The organism is Winogradskyella wichelsiae, assembly GCF_013403925.1.
GTDB lineage: Bacteria > Bacteroidota > Bacteroidia > Flavobacteriales > Flavobacteriaceae > Winogradskyella > Winogradskyella wichelsiae.
This window is the reverse complement of record NZ_JABFDJ010000001.1, coordinates 586,521-604,286: the sequence shown is the minus strand read 5'-3', so window position 1 is coordinate 604,286 and position 17,766 is coordinate 586,521. Positions and strand designations below refer to the sequence as shown.

Genomic DNA, 17,766 nt, shown 5'->3' with positions numbered 1-17,766 from the left:
ACTAATTTGATTTATAATCGCGCCTTAAATGACGCAATTGATTAAACATTCCTCTTCAAAAAAGAGTTTGCAAATTTACGATAAAGAATGGATAAACCAAATCTTAATGAAATGTTTTTTTATGCTGAAAATCAGACGGTTTAAAAAACAACCATATATATTAGTTTTTTGTCGCTCTTGTTAGTCTGTCATTTATAGATTTACCTAAACCAAAATCTGGGAATTCTTCAGTAATAATGATGTCTAAATCTTGCTTGTCTAATTGGTGTAATGCATCGTAGAGATGTGATGCCGCTTCTGGCATCTCACCTTTTTCTGAAAGTATAATTTGTGAAGAAATATTGGGTGATTCAATTTTAGTTTTAAAAACTAAGACGCCAATACGTTTCTCTTTTTGAAGTTTTACAGCTTCAAAAACGTTATTTGTTAAGATGGTTTTTGTCTTTGGTGCATAATGACGTGCTAACATTCCTGGAGCATTTGGGATATCTGCTATCTGACTCTTAACGGTGTTTTTTATTTCTATTTTTCCAACTACAGCTTCAATATCTTCTAGTGCTGTAGAACCTAATCTATATATAATAGGTTCGTCATTTTCAAAACCTATAATAGTAGATTCTATACCACTTGTACAATGTCCGCCATCTAAAACCATCTTAATGCTATCCTTAAAATAAGTTTCCACGTGTGCTGCTGTGGTTGGACTAATACTACTAAAAGGGTTGGCTGATGGTGCTGCTAACGGAAAATCTAATTGATTTAATAATTCTAATATCGTTGGGTGATTTGGTACGCGTACGGCAACGGTATCTTTGCCGCCAGTAATTAAATCAGGAATTGTATCTTGTTTCTTTAAAACCAAAGTGATTGGCCCTGGCCAAAAAGCTTCGGCTAACAATTGTGCTTTTTTAGGGATGTAAGCAACAATATTTGGTAACTGGTCTATAGAAGGTATATGAACAATAAGCGGATTAAAAAACGGACGCTTCTTCGTTTCAAAAATAGATTTTATGGCTTTTTCACTGTATATGTTTCCCGCTAAACCATAAACAGTTTCTGTTGGTATCGCTACAATGTCTTCCGTATTTAATAATGCGATAGCTTTTGATATGTCTTTTGAAATAATACTCATATTTTGGTTTCAGATTACAATATTAGTTCATTATAATATTTATTTCTATACAAATTTAGGCTCGATTCGTTTTAATGTGTTTGTAAGTTAGTTTTTTATTTTTAAGATATATTATAAAAAAAGCAGTATATTATGAATTAAATTTATAGATTATGAAATTAAAATACACTTTATTCTTAGCTGCTTTTACATTTTCATTAATTGGTTTTACACAAAAAAAGACAAAAAAAGTCGCTATTACTGTTATGGTAAAAGATTCATTAGGAAATGCTGTGTCTGATGCGATAATTTTTTTGGATGATGATAAAAATAGAAAAACGACTAATAGAAAAGGTTTGTTGAAAATAAAAGCATCAGAATATCCAATTAATATTTCTGCTTATTCAGAAAAAGAAGGTTTTCAAACCACGGAGTTTAATGTTTCTGAGGATGTTGTAATTACATTTAATAGTAATAGTTTAATCAAAGGGAAGTATCTTGAATTACTCGCTATGGAGGGTAAGAAAAAAACAAGAAAAAAGGAAGAACAGTATTTTACTAATATTTTTGATTATCTCAGAGTGAAACAACCTATGCTCAAAATAAGTAGTGACAATCAAATTAGAGTAAGAGGTTATGATACGAGTTTTAATGGATCAAGTGAACCTTTATTTATCGTTAATGGCTCACCCACTAGTGCCATTTCAGATATTGTTCCTTCGAGTATAAAAAATGTTACTATTCTTAAAGATGGTTTAGCTGCATCTTATGGTTTTAGAGGTGCTAATGGGGTTATTATTATTAATTATAATTAGGTTTTAATCAGCTAATTAAAATCTAATAGGTCAAATTTAGGCGCTATAAATAATAGCTGTTGTTATCGTGGTATTATTTAGTAAACAAATTCTAGATGGTGTCTTTCCATTTAGTAGTTTTGCAAATTCAAAATTCAGAACATGATTTCAGTAGATAATTTAGCGGTAGAATTTAGTGGACACACGCTTTTTAGTGACGTGTCTTTTACTATTAATGCCAATGATAAAATTGCCTTAATGGGTAAAAATGGAGCGGGTAAGTCTACCATGATGAAAATTATTGCTGGTGTGCAAAGTGCTACGCGTGGTAATGTAAGATGTCCTAAAGATGCTGTGATTGCTTATTTGCCACAACATTTATTAACGGAAGATGATACTACGGTTTTTGATGAAGCGTCTAAAGCTTTTAAGCATGTGTACGAAATGCGTGACGAAATGGAAGGGCTTAACAAGCAATTGGAGACAAGAACCGATTACGAGTCTGATGAGTACATGAAAATCATTGAGCGTGTTTCTGATTTAGGTGAGAAGTATTACGCTTTAGAAGATGTAAATTATGATGCTGAAGTAGAAAAAGCCTTAAAAGGTTTAGGATTTAAACAGGAAGACTTTACAAGACTTACGAGTGAGTTTTCTGGTGGTTTCCGTATGCGAATTGAACTGGCTAAAATTTTATTACAAAAACCAGATTTAATTTTATTAGATGAGCCTACCAACCATATTGATATAGAATCGGTAATTTGGTTAGAAGATTTTTTACTGAATAAAGCTAATGCCGTTGTGGTTATTTCTCACGATAGAGCGTTTGTAGATAACATTACCAATAGAACTATTGAAGTAACTATGGGACGTATTTACGATTATAAAGCAAACTATACACATTATCTTCAATTACGAGAAGATAGACGTGTGCACCAAGTAAAGGCTTACCAAGAACAGCAGAAATTTATTGCAGATAATATGCAATTTATAGAACGTTTTAAAGGAACATATTCTAAAACAAATCAAGTAACGTCTCGTGAGCGTATGCTTGAAAAATTACAGATCATTGAGATTGATGATGTAGATACCTCAGCATTAAAATTACGTTTCCCAGCGACGCAGCGTTCGGGTGATTACCCAGTAACGGTTAAAGAGGTTTCTAAATCTTATGATAATCATATAGTGTTTAATGATGCTAATATGTCTATCGCTAGAGGTGAGAAAGTCTGTTTTGTAGGTCGAAATGGTGAAGGAAAGTCGACGATGATTAAAGCTATCCTAGGAGAGATTGATGTAGATGGAACTTGTAGTTTAGGTCATAATGTGAAAGTTGGCTATTTTGCGCAGAACCAAGCGGCTTTGTTAGATGAAGATTTAACTATTTTTCAGACGGTTGATGATGTAGCAAAAGGCGATGTAAGAACTCAGATTAAAAGTATCTTGGGTGGTTTTATGTTTAAGGGCGATGATATTGATAAAAAAGTAAGTGTACTTTCTGGTGGTGAAAAAACCAGATTAGCTATGGTAAAGTTATTATTAGAACCTGTGAACTTATTAATTCTCGATGAGCCTACAAATCACTTAGATTTAAAATCTAAAGATGTTTTAAAGGAAGCACTTCAGAATTTTGATGGGACTTTAATTTTAGTTTCTCACGATCGTGATTTTCTACAAGGCTTATCTAAAAAAGTCTTTGAGTTTAAAGAAAAACGTGTTATTGAGCATTTTGAAACAATTGACGCCTATTTAGAGCGTAATAAAATTGAAAGTATAAAAGCGCTTAACTTATAAATTCAGCAGAATTTTAGACTAAAACATAGGTCTTAGCAGATGCGCCCGCGTTAGTGATGGAGGCATTTGTTGAAGCTCTTTTTGTATTGTTGCACTTATGCAATACAAAAAAGCGACTGCCGAAAGCACGACCCCTGGGTAACGCCCAAATAAAATACCTTAACTTTTTGTACTGCCTAAGCGGCAATATTTTAACTACTTTTGCAACGTGAAGAACGAATTACAACTTTCAGATTGGTTACCTACCACAAACAAAGAGGTGAAAATTCGCGGATGGGAAGCACTCGATGTTATTCTGTTTAGCGGAGATGCTTATGTAGATCATCCAACGTTTGGTCCTGCTGTTATAGGACGTATGTTAGAGAGTTTTGGGTTACGCGTCGCTATTGTGCCGCAACCTAATGTGAAAGATAATCTTCAGGATTTTGTGAAAATGGGGAAACCAAAACTATTTTTTGGTGTTACAGGTGGCTGTATGGATCCTATGATTAGCAATTATAACGCAAATAAAAAACGTAGAGATAAGGATGCATATACGCCTAATGGAGATATTGGGTTTAGACCCGATTATGCAACAAGCGTTTATACTAATATTTTAAAAGAAAAATGGCCAGATACACCGGTTTTAATTGGTGGTATTGAAGCATCATTACGTCGTGTTACACATTACGATTTTTGGAGTGATAAGCTAATGCCTTCTATTTTAGAAACGTCTAAAGCAGATATGTTAGTGTACGGAATGGGCGAGCAACCTTTGCGTGAAGTAGTGCGTTTACTAGAAAGAGGAGTGCCTTTTAATAGTATAAATACGGTTTTACAGACAGCAGTACTTTTAAAAGAAGACGAAAAAATACCTAAGAATAGTAATTGGGAAGATATTGAAATCTCTTCGCATGAAGTTTGTCTAAAAGACAAGAAGAAATACGCTTCTAATTTTAAGGTGATTGAGCAGGAATCTAATAAGTTGGCTGCAAGACGAATTTTTCAGAAAATAGGGGATAAGACCTTGATGATTAATCCGCCGTACCCAACCATGACGGAAGCCGAAATTGATGCGTCTTTTGATTATCCATATACACGATTACCACATCCTAAATATAATAAGCGTGGACCGATCCCTGCGTTTGAAATGATTAAGTTTTCCATCAATATTCACCGTGGGTGTTTTGGTGGGTGTAGCTTTTGTACCATTTCGGCACACCAAGGGAAATTTATTGCGTCTCGTAGTCAAGAGTCTATTTTAAAAGAAGTAGATACAGTGGCTAATATGCCTGATTTTAAAGGGTATTTGTCTGATATTGGTGGACCAAGTGCCAATATGTATCAGATGAAAGGGAAAGTGCAATCTATTTGCGACAAGTGTGTGGCGCCGAGTTGTATTTCGCCAGTGATTTGTAGTAATTTAGATACCTCTCATAAGCCGTTAACGGAATTGTACCAAGCGGTAGATAAGCATCCAAAAGTGAAGAAATCATTTATCGGTTCGGGGATTAGACATGATATGTTGGTGCCAGAATTTAATAAAAATGCCGATCCTAAAGAGTTAGATGATTATACGGAAGAAGTGATGACGAAGCATGTTTCTGGCCGCCTTAAAGTAGCACCAGAACATACGAGTGATCCAGTTTTAAAGTTAATGCGTAAGCCGTCGTTTAAGTACTTTCATAAGTTTAAAGAACGTTTTGATAAGATTAATATTAAGAAAGGTTTAAAGCTTCAGTTGATTCCGTATTTTATATCGAATCACCCCGCTTGTGAAGTGGAAGATATGGCTAATCTAGCTGCTGAAACTAAAGATATGGGTTTCCAGTTAGAGCAAGTACAAGGTTTTACGCCAACACCAATGACGGTTGCTACGGTTATTTATTATAGTGGTTACCATCCTTACACTTTAAAGAAAGTCAACACGCCTATTACTAAAAAGGAAAAGGACGAGCAACACCGTTTTTTCTTCTGGTACAAGGATGAAAACAAAGCGTGGATTAAGAAGACCTTAAACAAATTAGGCCGTGAGGATTTACTAAGCGTTCTACTTCCAGAGAAAACCGAAAAGTGGCAGAAGAATAAACCCAAAGGTGATGCTAAAAACACCTTTAATGATGCCGTTCCTTTTAATCAACGTAAACCTGAGGATAAGGTGAGGTTTAAGGGTAAGAAACGCAGTAAGGCTAAGAAGCGACGTTAAGGATAAGTTATACTGCTTTATAGATTAATTTTAATAAATAATTTATAAAGCAAGTTTAAATATTTATAGCAATCAGGGAATCAATTGACTACTGAATTGTGGTTTTTTCAATTGTTAATTATTTCGTTTTTCCATTGTGTTTATATTAATTTTATTGCTCTAAACAATAAATAAATATGATAAAAAACTACACAATTGCCTTCATGTTATTACTTACAGGAGGTGTATTTAGTCAGGAAACAATTTCCTTTGAAACCAGTGAATCTTATACTTTAGGAACACTAAACAATCAAAATGGTTGGGAAGTTACAGAAGATAGCGATGGCGCTTTTCTTCAGAATCAGGTTGTTTCTAATGAGCAATCTTCAGATGGTGCTTATGCTTTTAAAAATTCTTATGAGTCGGGTTTTGAACCTCAATGGTTACCAATTTTTGGTGCTGTAAAAAGTTTTGATACTCCAAAATCATTTGAGGATTTTACATTCTCTTACGATGTTATGGTAACCGAAAGTAATGGAGCAGATTTTGAAATGACGCTTTTTGGTATTGATGCAGATGATAATTTTGTTCCTGTAGCAGGTATTGCTATGGAATATCAAGGGTTAATTTATACGATTGATAATATTAATTATACAGCTGCTTATATCGAGGATGCGACATGGACTCCAAACACCTGGGTAAATATTAAAATTGAAGTAACGGCAACTGAACTTAAGTATTACTTAAATGATGTATTAGCACATACGCGTAGCAATTTCACGTCTGTTGATATTGTAGGTTTTAATATGTTGCATAACAATTATGGCGGTGATGCGTTTTACGATAATTTTAGTTTTGAGAGCGGCACCTTAGGTGTTGATGATGTTGCAGATGCCTCAGCGTTTCGCATTTATCCAAATCCGGTTGCTGATGAATTAAAAATTACAGGCATTCAGAACGAACAGATTGCACAGGTGTCTATTTATAATTTGAATGGACAAAAATTAATGGAACGTGGTTCTGTAGATGCATTAGATGTTAGTCGTCTTTCTGGTGGTGTTTATATGTTAACTATTGTTACTAGAGATGGTAAAACACATACAGATAAGCTTTTGAAAAAATAGCGTTAAGTAAATCTTATTTAAATGGCCTTGATTCTTTTATAATTGAGGCTTTTTTTTGTTTGATGGTTTTTTTATCCAATTGAAAGTTTAGCTGCATCTTTCCATAAATAATGAGGCATAGGTTCGCTAAGTTTCCAATTAATACTCATAGGTTTAGAGCCATAATGGTCTTTTAAAGTTCCTTCTCCAATAAAAACATAACCCAAACTATTGCCAAACTCGTTTTTAGCTTTCTCTCTAATAAATAGTAATATTCGCTTTTCGTTTTTTTTATGTTTAACGTAAGATTGTCCTTTGCCTAAATCTGGTCTTGCTGAGTTTTGAGTTTGCCAATGAAACAATAATTCATTTACAGCATAATCATCATACATGGTTGTTGGTGAGAAGTTTTCTTCAGATTTAATAAGGTTGATAAATAATATTTCGGTGTTTAAAACTTTGTTTTCAGCTGTTCCTTCTCTGTTAGATGATTTTTTTTCAAAACTACTAAACTTAAAAGCAGCTAAAATTTGATCTCTAGTGTAACGACTATGTAACTTCAATGGTTGCTCATAAGGAAGTTCAATAGGTAATTCTTTAAAGTCTATGTTCTCAATTAACACCTCAAGAACTTCTTTTATTTCTTCAACTAAAACACTATTTGAGCCAATAGCCCATATGCTTTTCTCTATAGATTCAAATCCAGCTTCTTTTTGCCAAACATCGTAATGTAGCATTAAAAGCATTGTTTTTTCATTTGTATTAAACTCAGAAATATTTATGTTGAAATTTAGTTTTGCAATTTTTAAAATGAAAGTAAAATAGCTCAAAGAATTTGTTGAAAGCCACTTGTTTGAAATTGCTGAAACAATTGCTTTTTCATATTCAGAATCAAATTGATTTATCCTACCTGCAAGTTGACATAGTCTTTTCCAACTTCCTCTTTTATAAATTGAGTGTAACGGAATGTTATAAAACTTACTAAAATTACCAATAGTCAATGGTAAATTTGTATCGTGTTGAAATTGTTGTATTCTTTGAATTAGCTTGCTTTTATTTAATGATGTTGCTGCAGAAATATTTTTCAGAATTGTTTCTTTCGTCTTTTTTTCTAGAATTATTGAACAACCTAAAGGTAAGTGAGGAAAATTGTCCTCAACTTCTTTTACTACTGTCGTATTGGTTTTGCCTATTAAGGCTCTGAATTTATTTTCAAAATTATATTCTGGTCTAGAGTTTCCAACGAAATCTAAAACGGTTAAGCAATCTTTTTCTTCATATAATCTTAAGCCTCTACCCAATTGTTGCAAAAATATAGTTAGACTCTCTGTTGGCCTTAAAAATAATAGAGTATCAATTTCAGGTATGTCAATACCTTCATTAAAAATATCAACAACAAATAAATAGTTGATTTCTTTTTTTTCTAATTTTTGACGAATGTGAACTCTGTCTTTACTATTATTACTTGTTAAATAATCTGCCTTCAATCCTGTCAAAGTAAATTTTTCAGCCATGTATTTTGCGTGTTCCATAGAAACACAGTAGCCTAATGCTCTAACATCGTTGATGTCTTTTATGTATTTGTCTAAAGCAGTTATTATTTCTCCAACCCTTCTATCACTTTCAGTATAAATATCTGTTAGTTCACTTGCAACATATCGTCCTTTAATCCATTTAACATTTGATAAATCAATACTATCAGTAATTCCAAAGTATTGAAAAGGACAAAGTAACTTTCTATTCATTGCTTCAGGCAGTCTAATTTCTGCTGCAATTTTGTTGTCAAAATCTTCTAAAATATCTCCACCATCCATTCTTTCTGGTGTTGCTGTTAGACCAAGAAGTACTTTTGGTTTAAAATAATTTAGGATTGATCTATAACTTTTTGCTTTTTGGTGATGGCATTCATCAATAATTATATAATCATAATAGTCTGCTGAAATATTTTCTATTTCAAGTTGATTATTTACAGTTTGAACAGAAGCAAATACATGCTCAAAGTTATCAGGCACCAAACCATCAACCCATAATTCGCCAATGTTATTATTTTTTAAAACACCTTGAAAAGTTGAAAGTGATTTTTGCAGAATCTCTTTTCTATGTGCCAGAAAAAGTAATTTTGATGATTTATTATTCTTTCTAAAACGTTTGTAATCGAAAGCCGAAATTACTGTTTTTCCAGTTCCTGTTGCTGCCACAACAAGATTTCTAAATCTATTGTGTATACTTCTTTCGACTTCTAATTTTTCTAAAACCTCATTTTGATATGGAAAGGGCTTGATGTCAAAATGAACAGTTGTGTTTTCGAAAGGCTTACTGAACTTACTTTGTTTTAGTGCATCTTGTAGTTTTTCTTTATGAATAGAATCATCAAATAACTCGAAGTCCTCACTTTGCCAATAGGCATCAAATGTCTTTTGAAATTTGTCTATAATGTGGCTTACTTCTTTAGTAGTAACTTTTAAATTCCATTCTAGTCCATCTGTTAGAGCTGACCTAGAAAAGTTTGAAGAACCAATATATGCAGTATGAAAACCTGAGTTTCTATAAAATAGATAAGCTTTTGCGTGTAACCTTTCGTTGCTTGTGTTGTAGGATATTTTAACTTCGGTATTTGGAAGTTTTGAAAGTAATTGTATGGCTTTATAATCCGTCGCTCCAATATAAGTTGTCGTAATTACGTTTAGTTTTCCGCCACGTTCTGTGAATTCTCTTAATTCTTTTGCAAGAATTATTATTCCTTTAAACTTTATAAAAGAGACTAATAAATTAATTTTGTCAGAAGAAAGGATTTCTTTCTTTAATTCACTTTCTAATGATAATCCACCATTTCCACCAGTAAATAATTCACTTTGAGTTAAAGTTGTATAAGGTGTTATTTCTTTTAGATGTAAATCTAAATTTGAAAAATGAGCATCTGTTTTTGAGAAAACAGCTTTTAGAATTTCACCTTCAATTTTTACTATATCGTCATCAAAGTCTTGTTTGCCTATTTCTTGTTTTAAAAGCCTTATTATTTTATTGGCAATTTGAATTTGTTGTTCAACTTTGTTTTTTCCAATAATATCAAATGCTTGCTTTAGTATTTTTGATAAATGCTTGGAAAGAACGCTAGATGCTTCTTCTTTATCAATTAAGTTTTTCTTTAGAAAGAATTTATCTTTATCAAGTTCTTTTAATTTTTCAGATACTAGTTGTGTTACTAACTGCTCATATATTCCTTGATTCATAGTTTAATAAATTCTTTTAAAATAGGTAAATCAGCTTCAGCCCAATCTAAATTAAACAATTCTTGTTTATTTGCTAAAACAAAATTAGAATGTTCTTTAAGCTTCAAATCCCCTGAAACATATTCAGCAGTAAAGGGGATTAACTTAATTTTAAAATCTGGATATTGATGAATAACAGGAGTCAACCTTTCTTTTACTTCAATTTGAATATTTAATTCTTCAAATATTTCCCTTTTAATACAATCAATTTCAGATTCACCGGATTCAATTTTTCCTCCTGCAAATTCCCATTTTAAAGGAAGTTTCATTGCTTCGCTTCTTTGAACAGCTAAAACTTTTTTGTCAAATAGAATGATAGCGCAAGTGACTGGAATTATTTTCATAATCTATGCAGTTAATTTGACTTCAGCTAAGAAATCATCAACCGCATCCCCTGTGTCAAAATGATAATCACTTTCTGATTTATTTAAAAAAAAGTTTATCAAATCGAGATGAGTTTTAAACACCCTAAATGAAATTCCTTCATAATTGTAAATAAAGAAAAGGTCACTCAAGTGTTTATTTGAAACTAATACTGTTTCTATCGTTCTAGAAGCTCTTAGGTATTCTGTTTGTATCGTGTTATATTCGTTCATTTTTGAGATATTAAAACTACCTAATGCGCCTCCAACCAATTCAGTCCAGTATCCACCTCAACATCTAAAGGCACATCCATAATAAATGCACTTTCCATTTCGGTTTTAATTAATGTGGTGAGTTCTTCGAGTTCTGGTTTGTAGATATCGAAGACCAATTCATCATGCACTTGTAAGAGCATCTTCGATTTATAATTACCAGCTTCTAGCTTGTTATAAATATTAATCATCGCGATTTTAATGATATCGGCAGCGCTTCCTTGTATGGGAGCGTTTACGGCATTTCGTTCTGCGGCACCTCTCACCACAGCGTTACGTGAGTTGATGTCTTTTAAATAACGACGACGACCTAAAACGGTAGAGACATAGCCATGATCTCTAGCAAAATCGACTTGCTTACTCATGTAGGCTTTTAATTTTGGATAGGTTTCGTAATAGGTGTCAATGAGTTCTTTGGCTTCACCACGTGATAAATCAGTTTGGTTGCTTAATCCAAAGGCAGACACACCATAGATGATTCCGAAATTCACGGTTTTGGCATTGCTACGTTGTTCTCTGGTAACTTCTTCTAGTGGCACACCAAATACTTTAGATGCGGTTGAAGCATGAATATCTTCGCCATTTTTAAAGGCTTCAATCATGGTTTCTTCTTCACTTAAAGCGGCAATGATTCGTAATTCTATTTGCGAATAATCGGCAGCTAGTAAGGTGTACTCTTTGTTTCTTGGTACAAAGGCTTTTCGTACTTGGCGACCACGTTCGGTACGAATTGGGATATTCTGTAAATTAGGATTGTTACTACTTAAACGCCCAGTTGCGGCAACGGTTTGCATGTAATCGGTATGCACGCGACCTGTAGACGGTTCTACTTGTAAAGGCAAGGCATCTACGTAGGTACTTTTTAATTTTGAAAGGCCTCTAAAGTCTAAAATCTTCTGAATAATCTCATGGTCTTTTGCTAAATAGGATAAGATATCTTCACCTGTTTTATACTGTCCGGTTTTGGTTTTCTTTGGTTTATCTACCAGTTTCATTTTTTCAAACAATACAATACCTAACTGTTTTGGAGATGCAATATTGAATTCTTCACCTGCCGTGGCATAAATTTCTTGTTCGAGGGTTGCAATGTCATTATTTAGTGCTTCGGATAAGGAATCTAAAAATTTTGTATCGAGATTGATACCTTCTAATTCCATAGCCGCTAACACACGCAAAAGCGGAATTTCAATCTCATCGAATAATTTTTGGGTATTGGCTTCGCCTAATTCGGTAGTGAAATGTTCTTTTAGTTGTAAGGTGATGTCTGAATCTTCAACCGCATATTCCGTTTGTTTTTCTAAAGGTACATCGCGCATGGTTAACTGATTCTTTCCTTTTTTACCAATCAATTCGGTAATAGAAATTGGAGTGTAGTTCAAATACGTTTCAGCAAGAACATCCATGTTGTGACGCATGTCTGCATTAATTAAATAATGCGCTAACATGGTATCGAATAATTTACCTTTTACCTCAACATTGTATTTGGCTAATACTTTGATATCGTATTTTAAATTCTGACCAATTTTCTCGATGGTTTCGCTTTCAAAAAATGGTCTAAAGGTTTCTATAAGCTCTTGTGCTTCTGTTTTATCTTCTGGAAAAGGTATGTAAAACCCTTTACCGACTTCCCAAGAAAATGCAATCCCAACCAATTCTGCGGTTAATGGATTTAAGCCTGTGGTTTCGGTGTCAAAGCACACAGACGTTTGACTCATTAGGTTTTTGATAAACAATTTGGTTGCCATACCAGGCGCAACGCTTTGGTAAAAATGAGAATAGGTTGCTGAGGTTTTTCTAGTGTTTTCTGAAATAGTTTCAGTTGCTGATGGTTCGCCACCTCCAAATAAAGAGAATTGACCAGCTCCTGCTGATTTTTCTTCCGTAGGAGTGGTTTTCGGTGCTTCCTTTTTATCTGAAGTTGGAGTAGAAGTTCCGGCGGACTGCATGGCTTCAGCAGCAAAGGTTTTATTAAAATTATCAATGAGACGTCTAAATTCTAACTCTTGAAAAATCTCGGTCACTTTTGGAATATCAGGTTCTGACATTTCAAAATCCTCAGCATTAAAATCAACAGGAACATCGAGCATAATGGTGGCTAATTTTTTAGATAATAGCCCGAGTTCTTGATTGGCTTCAATCTTCTCTTTCATCTTACCTTTAAGCTCATGTGAATTCGCAAATAGGTTTTCCATACTGCCATAAGCCGCTAAAAACTTCTTGGCTGTTTTTTCACCAACACCAGGTAATCCAGGAATATTATCAGAGGCATCTCCCATCATCCCTAAAAAGTCAATGACTTGTAAAGGATCGGTAACTTCAAATTTCTTTTGTACTTCTGGAATGCCCCAAGTTTCGTATCCGCCTCCAAAAACAGGTCGGTACATAAATATGTTTTCAGAAACCAATTGCGCAAAATCCTTATCTGGAGTCACCATAAAAGTTTTGTAGCCTTCCTTTTCGGCTTTTTTTGCTAAAGTACCAATGACATCATCAGCCTCGTATCCTTCTTTTACCATGATTGGAATGTGCATGGCTTCAAGAATATTACAAATATGCGGAATGGCCGTTTTAATGCCTTCTGGTGTTGCGTCTCTGTTGGCTTTGTAAGCTTCGAACATTTCCACGCGGTCTACACTACCTCCTTTGTCAAAACAAACAGCTAAATGATCTGGTCGTTCGCGTTTAATCACATCTAAAAGCGAATTCATAAAGCCCATGATGGCTGAGGTATCTTCTCCTTTAGAATTGATTCTTGGGTTTTTTATAAAAGCGTAGTAGCCACGAAAAATTAAAGCGTAAGCATCAACTAGGAATAGGCGTTTTTGGTCTGACATTGGATTGTTTTTGTAAGGAGATCAAAGCTACAAAAAAGTTATCAGATGAAATATGTCTTTTGGGTGGTTCGTTTTTTAAAACTTAGAGTCGGTTTTACTAGGAAGGAAGGTGGTTTGTTAGTAGTGTTTTGTAGTGTCTAATTGTTTTTGTTAGTAGATTTTTTTATTTAAAATATAAAAATAGTTTTTATGAGTATTTAGCTTGATACAAAAAAAGCAGAAACTTAAGTTTCGGCTTTTTTTTAAATATTATATAATGCGTATTATTTGATAACTTAACAAAGTTTTACTGTCTTCATTTTAATTTGAAGACTTCTTCTGTAAGCTTTTATACTGATGATTTCGTTACTTTTTTTACGATTTATTCTTAAAACCTTAGCTTTCATTTCAGCAGAAATAGTAATATTTCTTGCTTCAGAAGTTTCAGATTTTGCGGTTTTAGTGGTTTCAACAACTTCAATTTCATTGTTAACTAATTCGTCTTGCTGAGCAAACCCTGCAAAAGTCATTGTTAAAAAGAATAAGATGATTAAACCGTTTTTCATAATAGTAAGAAGTTATATTTGTTTTAACTTCAACTCAAAGAAACACAACATTTAGAGTGTAGTTGAAATTTTTAGATGAAAACAATCGATAAACGGTTAAAAGGAAGTTACTCGTAAAAAAACTCGTTGAAATACGTGATTTGTGCTTGTATCTCTTAAAAACCGTTAGTTTTTAAGTTTAACACAATCATTTTCGAGGTAAAATACACTTTTGAATAGGTTATGTCGATAAAATGCATAAATTAAGTTTGAAGCCCATAACAGTCATTAAGTATGAAAGATTTTAATAGTAATCCTTATTTTGAATTATTTTTTAAACAGCATGAAAATCAATATGCTATAGGAAACCGCAGTTATAAAGACCGCATAAAAACCTTAAATAAACTTCAGTGGGCCATTGAGGTTACTTACAGAGTAGAAATTCAAAAAGCCTTGCTTAAAGATTTAGGGAAACCTGTTTTAGAAACTGAGCTTACAGAAATCTATGCGATTGTAGGAGATATTAAGTACGCCAAAAAACATTTACATCAATGGATGCGAAAACAAAGTGTAGGTACGCCGATAGCTCTAATAGGTTCTAGCTCTTATATAAAGTACGAGCCAAAAGGGGTTTGTTTAATTATATCTCCATGGAACTTTCCGTTTAATCTTACATTCGGTCCTTTGGTTTCTGCAATTGCAGCAGGTAATACCGTTATTATAAAGCCTTCTGAAATGACACCTAACTCATCTGAGTTAATGTCTAAAATTGTAAATACTATTTTTAGTGAAGATGAGGTGGCATTGGTACAAGGTGAAGTAGAGGTTTCAACGGAATTGTTAAAACTACCGTTTAATCATATTTTCTTTACAGGTTCTCCTAACGTTGGTAAAATAGTGATGAAAGCTGCATCTCAGCATTTAGCCTCAGTAACTTTAGAATTGGGCGGTAAGTCGCCAACCATAGTTGATAAAACTGCTAACATAGATAAAGCTGCAAAAAAAATAATGTGGGCTAAATTTTTAAATACGGGTCAAATATGTGTTTCTCCAGATTATGTTTTAATAGATAAATGTATAAAACCTCAATTTATCACGGCTTGTAAAAAATGGATTCAAACGTTTTATCACGACAATCCACAAGCATCAGAATCTTATGGAAAAATAGTTACTGATAAGCACTTTGAACGTTTAAACTTTTATCTTGAAAATGCAAAAGCATTAAATGCTAAGTTTGAAATTGGAGGTGAAACGGATGGTACTTCAAGATATATAGCGCCGACTTTAATTTCAGATTTAAAACCTGAAGCTAAATTGCTAGAGGAAGAAATTTTTGGACCAATCTTACCAATTGTAGCCTATGAGAGTTTAGATATGGCTGTTGCTTACGTAAACTCAAAACCAAGGCCATTGGCACTTTATATTTACAGTAAAAGTAAAGCAAATACCAATAAAATTATAACTAATACAAGAGCAGGTGGTACCTGTATTAATAATAGTGTGCTACATTATGTTAACCATAATTTGCCTTTTGGGGGTGTTAATAACAGTGGTATCGGTAAAAGTAATGGGTTTTATGGGTTTAAATCCTTTAGTAATGAACGTTCAGTAATGAGTCAGCATACATTTGGAGTAACAGAGTTATTGTTTCCCCCTTATACTGGATTTAAGGAGAAATTGGCACAATTAACAATTAAGTGGTTTTAAGTAAAGCTTTGTAATAAAATGAGATTAAAATTGCGCTATCCATACTTATGTATAGCGCAATTTTTTACTTCTGTTGTTTTCTTAGAATTAAAACAGACTAATATGTTACACCTTGCTTGTCTAAAACTGTTTTAGTTCTAAAAGCATAAAACAATAAATAAGTAAAACAAGCCACAGCCATCCAATAAGAAGATTGAATACTAAAAACATCTGCTAACTTTCCTTGAACAGGTGGAATAATTGCTCCTCCTAAAATCATCATAATTAAAAAGGCAGAACCTTGAGAGGTGTATTTTCCTAAACCAGCAATACTTAAGGTAAAAATACAAGGCCACATTATGGAACAACACAATCCACCAGATAAGAAAGCGAATAAAGCAATATTTCCAGAAGAAAATAAACCAATTAGCATGGCTAATATGCCTAGTGAGCTAAATGTTTTTAAAGTCTTAACAGGGTTGTCTTTAGCGAATAAAAAGCCGCCAATTTGCACGGCAATACAAATTCCGAAAAAGAGAATTTCATTAATTGTAAAACTGTATTTAACTAAATTGGCTAAAATGATAACGCCAAAAGCAATATATGGCACAATGATTAAAAGAACTTTCTTTAAGCCTTTACTGGGGTTAAAAACGGTAATTGCACCAACCCATCGTCCAATCATAAGACCACCCCAATAAAGGGAAATGTATTTCCCTAACTCCGAGTCATTTAAGACTGGTAACCCTAATGAATTTAGACTTGTGCCTTCAATACTTTGTTTTAAAAGTTCACCAAGATTACTTCCTATAGTAACTTCAACGCCCACATAAGTAAATATTGCGAGCATCCCCAAAACAAGTTGCGGGTATTTCATAGCACCCCAACCTTCAGGTTTTTTAGCCGCACTCGTATTGGCTATAAAAACAGTAGCAATAACAGCAAAAAGCGCAATAAATAGAATAATTAATCGTGTATGTTCTAGGTCTTCGGTAGCGACCGCTTCACCTGAATAGGTACTGAAAATATAACCAAAGCAACCTATAATGATTAAGGTTAATAAAATTAGAAGGTTTCGAGCTTTATTGGCAGGTTCAAATGCCGTATCAGATTTTAGAGCGGGTAGTTTTTTTGAAAAATGAAATAATGCGGCAGCGATTAAAAATAAGGCACCAACACACATGTATAATATCTGAACAGTTACTAGTGTAATTTCATTAGAATTAATCTTCTCTGCCAATTGATCTGTAGACCAAGATGCCGTACCGAAAATAGCCAAACTAACCACAATCGGTCCAATAGTTGTACCAAAAGAGTTAATGCCACCTGTTAAGTTTAAACGATGTGATCCTGTTTTGGGATCTCCAAGTGCTACAGTAAAAGGATTAGCAGCGGTTTGTTGTAGTGAGAAACCAAGGGCGACTATAAAAAATGCGATAAGTACCAAATAAAAGACTCCAGTTTGTCCTTGTTCTGCTCCTGCGGTAACCGGGAACATAACAAAAGCACCGATTGCAGAGAGAAGTAACCCGTAAACAATACCATTTTTATACCCCCAATTATTCAATATATCTCTTTTTACAGCACTAGATATGACAAACAGAGAGAGTGCACCGATATAATAAGCACCATAGAATGCGAAGTCTACTAACTGCGATTGAAACTGATCAATATTAAAATAAGTTTTACAAAAAGGGATAAATACGCTGTTTGATGCCGCTATAAATCCCCAGAAAAAGAAAACCGTACATAAGGTCGCTAAGGCCGATTTATTATTTTGATTACTACTCATTTTATTATTTATTGGTTAAATGGTTAGAGGTTTAAAGTTAAAATGGAAGTGAAAATAAGA

General features: G+C 33.5%; 12 protein-coding genes. 5 read left to right on the top strand and 7 right to left on the bottom strand.

Annotation, left to right across the window (positions count from 1 at the left end):
- Positions 1–160: 160 nt before the first annotated feature.
- Positions 161–1,132, bottom strand: a complete 972-nt coding sequence (locus HM985_RS02610; protein ID WP_179374735.1) for an L-threonylcarbamoyladenylate synthase — start codon at positions 1,130–1,132, stop codon at positions 161–163.
- Positions 1,133–1,284: 152 nt separating this feature from the next.
- Here HM985_RS02610 and HM985_RS02605 point away from each other — a divergent pair, with 152 nt between their 5' ends.
- From HM985_RS02605 to HM985_RS02590, 4 genes are all read left to right on the top strand, one after another.
- Positions 1,285–1,926, top strand: a complete 642-nt coding sequence (locus tag HM985_RS02605; protein ID WP_179374734.1) for a TonB-dependent receptor plug domain-containing protein — start codon at positions 1,285–1,287, stop codon at positions 1,924–1,926.
- A 141-nt stretch (positions 1,927–2,067) separates the two neighbouring features.
- Entirely contained in the window at positions 2,068–3,699 is a 1,632-nt protein-coding gene (locus HM985_RS02600; RefSeq protein ID WP_179374733.1) for an ABC-F family ATP-binding cassette domain-containing protein, read from the top strand.
- Between the two features lie 208 nt (positions 3,700–3,907).
- Positions 3,908–5,884, top strand: coding sequence for a YgiQ family radical SAM protein (locus HM985_RS02595; protein ID WP_173588387.1), 1,977 nt, complete (start codon positions 3,908–3,910; stop codon positions 5,882–5,884).
- Positions 5,885–6,060: 176 nt separating this feature from the next.
- The gene (locus tag HM985_RS02590; RefSeq protein WP_179374732.1) at positions 6,061–6,987 is read left to right on the top strand and encodes a T9SS type A sorting domain-containing protein; all 927 of its coding nucleotides are present in this window, start codon (positions 6,061–6,063) and stop codon (positions 6,985–6,987) included.
- Between the two features lie 71 nt (positions 6,988–7,058).
- On the opposite strand, the gene HM985_RS02585 is transcribed toward HM985_RS02590, so the two are convergent.
- The 5 genes from HM985_RS02585 to HM985_RS02565 all read right to left on the bottom strand — a co-directional run bounded on the left by HM985_RS02585 (position 7,059) and on the right by HM985_RS02565 (position 14,249).
- Positions 7,059–10,196, bottom strand: coding sequence for a DUF3427 domain-containing protein (locus HM985_RS02585; protein WP_179374731.1), 3,138 nt, complete (start codon positions 10,194–10,196; stop codon positions 7,059–7,061).
- The gene (locus HM985_RS02580; RefSeq protein WP_218843355.1) at positions 10,193–10,579 is read right to left on the bottom strand and encodes a (deoxy)nucleoside triphosphate pyrophosphohydrolase; all 387 of its coding nucleotides are present in this window, start codon (positions 10,577–10,579) and stop codon (positions 10,193–10,195) included. The genes HM985_RS02585 and HM985_RS02580 overlap by 4 nt, the downstream gene beginning before the upstream one ends.
- A gap of 3 nt (positions 10,580–10,582) precedes the next feature.
- Positions 10,583–10,831 carry a hypothetical protein gene (locus HM985_RS02575; RefSeq protein WP_179374730.1) on the bottom strand — a complete coding sequence of 83 codons (249 nt, stop codon included), beginning with the start codon at positions 10,829–10,831 and terminating at the stop codon, positions 10,583–10,585.
- A 20-nt stretch (positions 10,832–10,851) separates the two neighbouring features.
- Entirely contained in the window at positions 10,852–13,704 is a 2,853-nt protein-coding gene (gene polA, locus HM985_RS02570) for a DNA polymerase I (RefSeq protein ID WP_179374729.1), read from the bottom strand.
- Between the two features lie 275 nt (positions 13,705–13,979).
- Complete coding sequence (locus tag HM985_RS02565) at positions 13,980–14,249, bottom strand: hypothetical protein (RefSeq protein ID WP_179374728.1); 270 nt, start codon at positions 14,247–14,249, stop codon at positions 13,980–13,982.
- A gap of 273 nt (positions 14,250–14,522) precedes the next feature.
- On the opposite strand from HM985_RS02565, the gene HM985_RS02560 reads away from it, so the two are divergent.
- Entirely contained in the window at positions 14,523–15,935 is a 1,413-nt protein-coding gene (locus tag HM985_RS02560) for an aldehyde dehydrogenase family protein (RefSeq protein WP_179374727.1), read from the top strand.
- Positions 15,936–16,032: 97 nt separating this feature from the next.
- Here HM985_RS02560 and HM985_RS02555 read toward each other — a convergent pair whose 3' ends face one another.
- Entirely contained in the window at positions 16,033–17,706 is a 1,674-nt protein-coding gene (locus HM985_RS02555; RefSeq protein WP_179374726.1) for an MFS transporter, read from the bottom strand.
- Positions 17,707–17,766 lie beyond the last annotated feature (60 nt).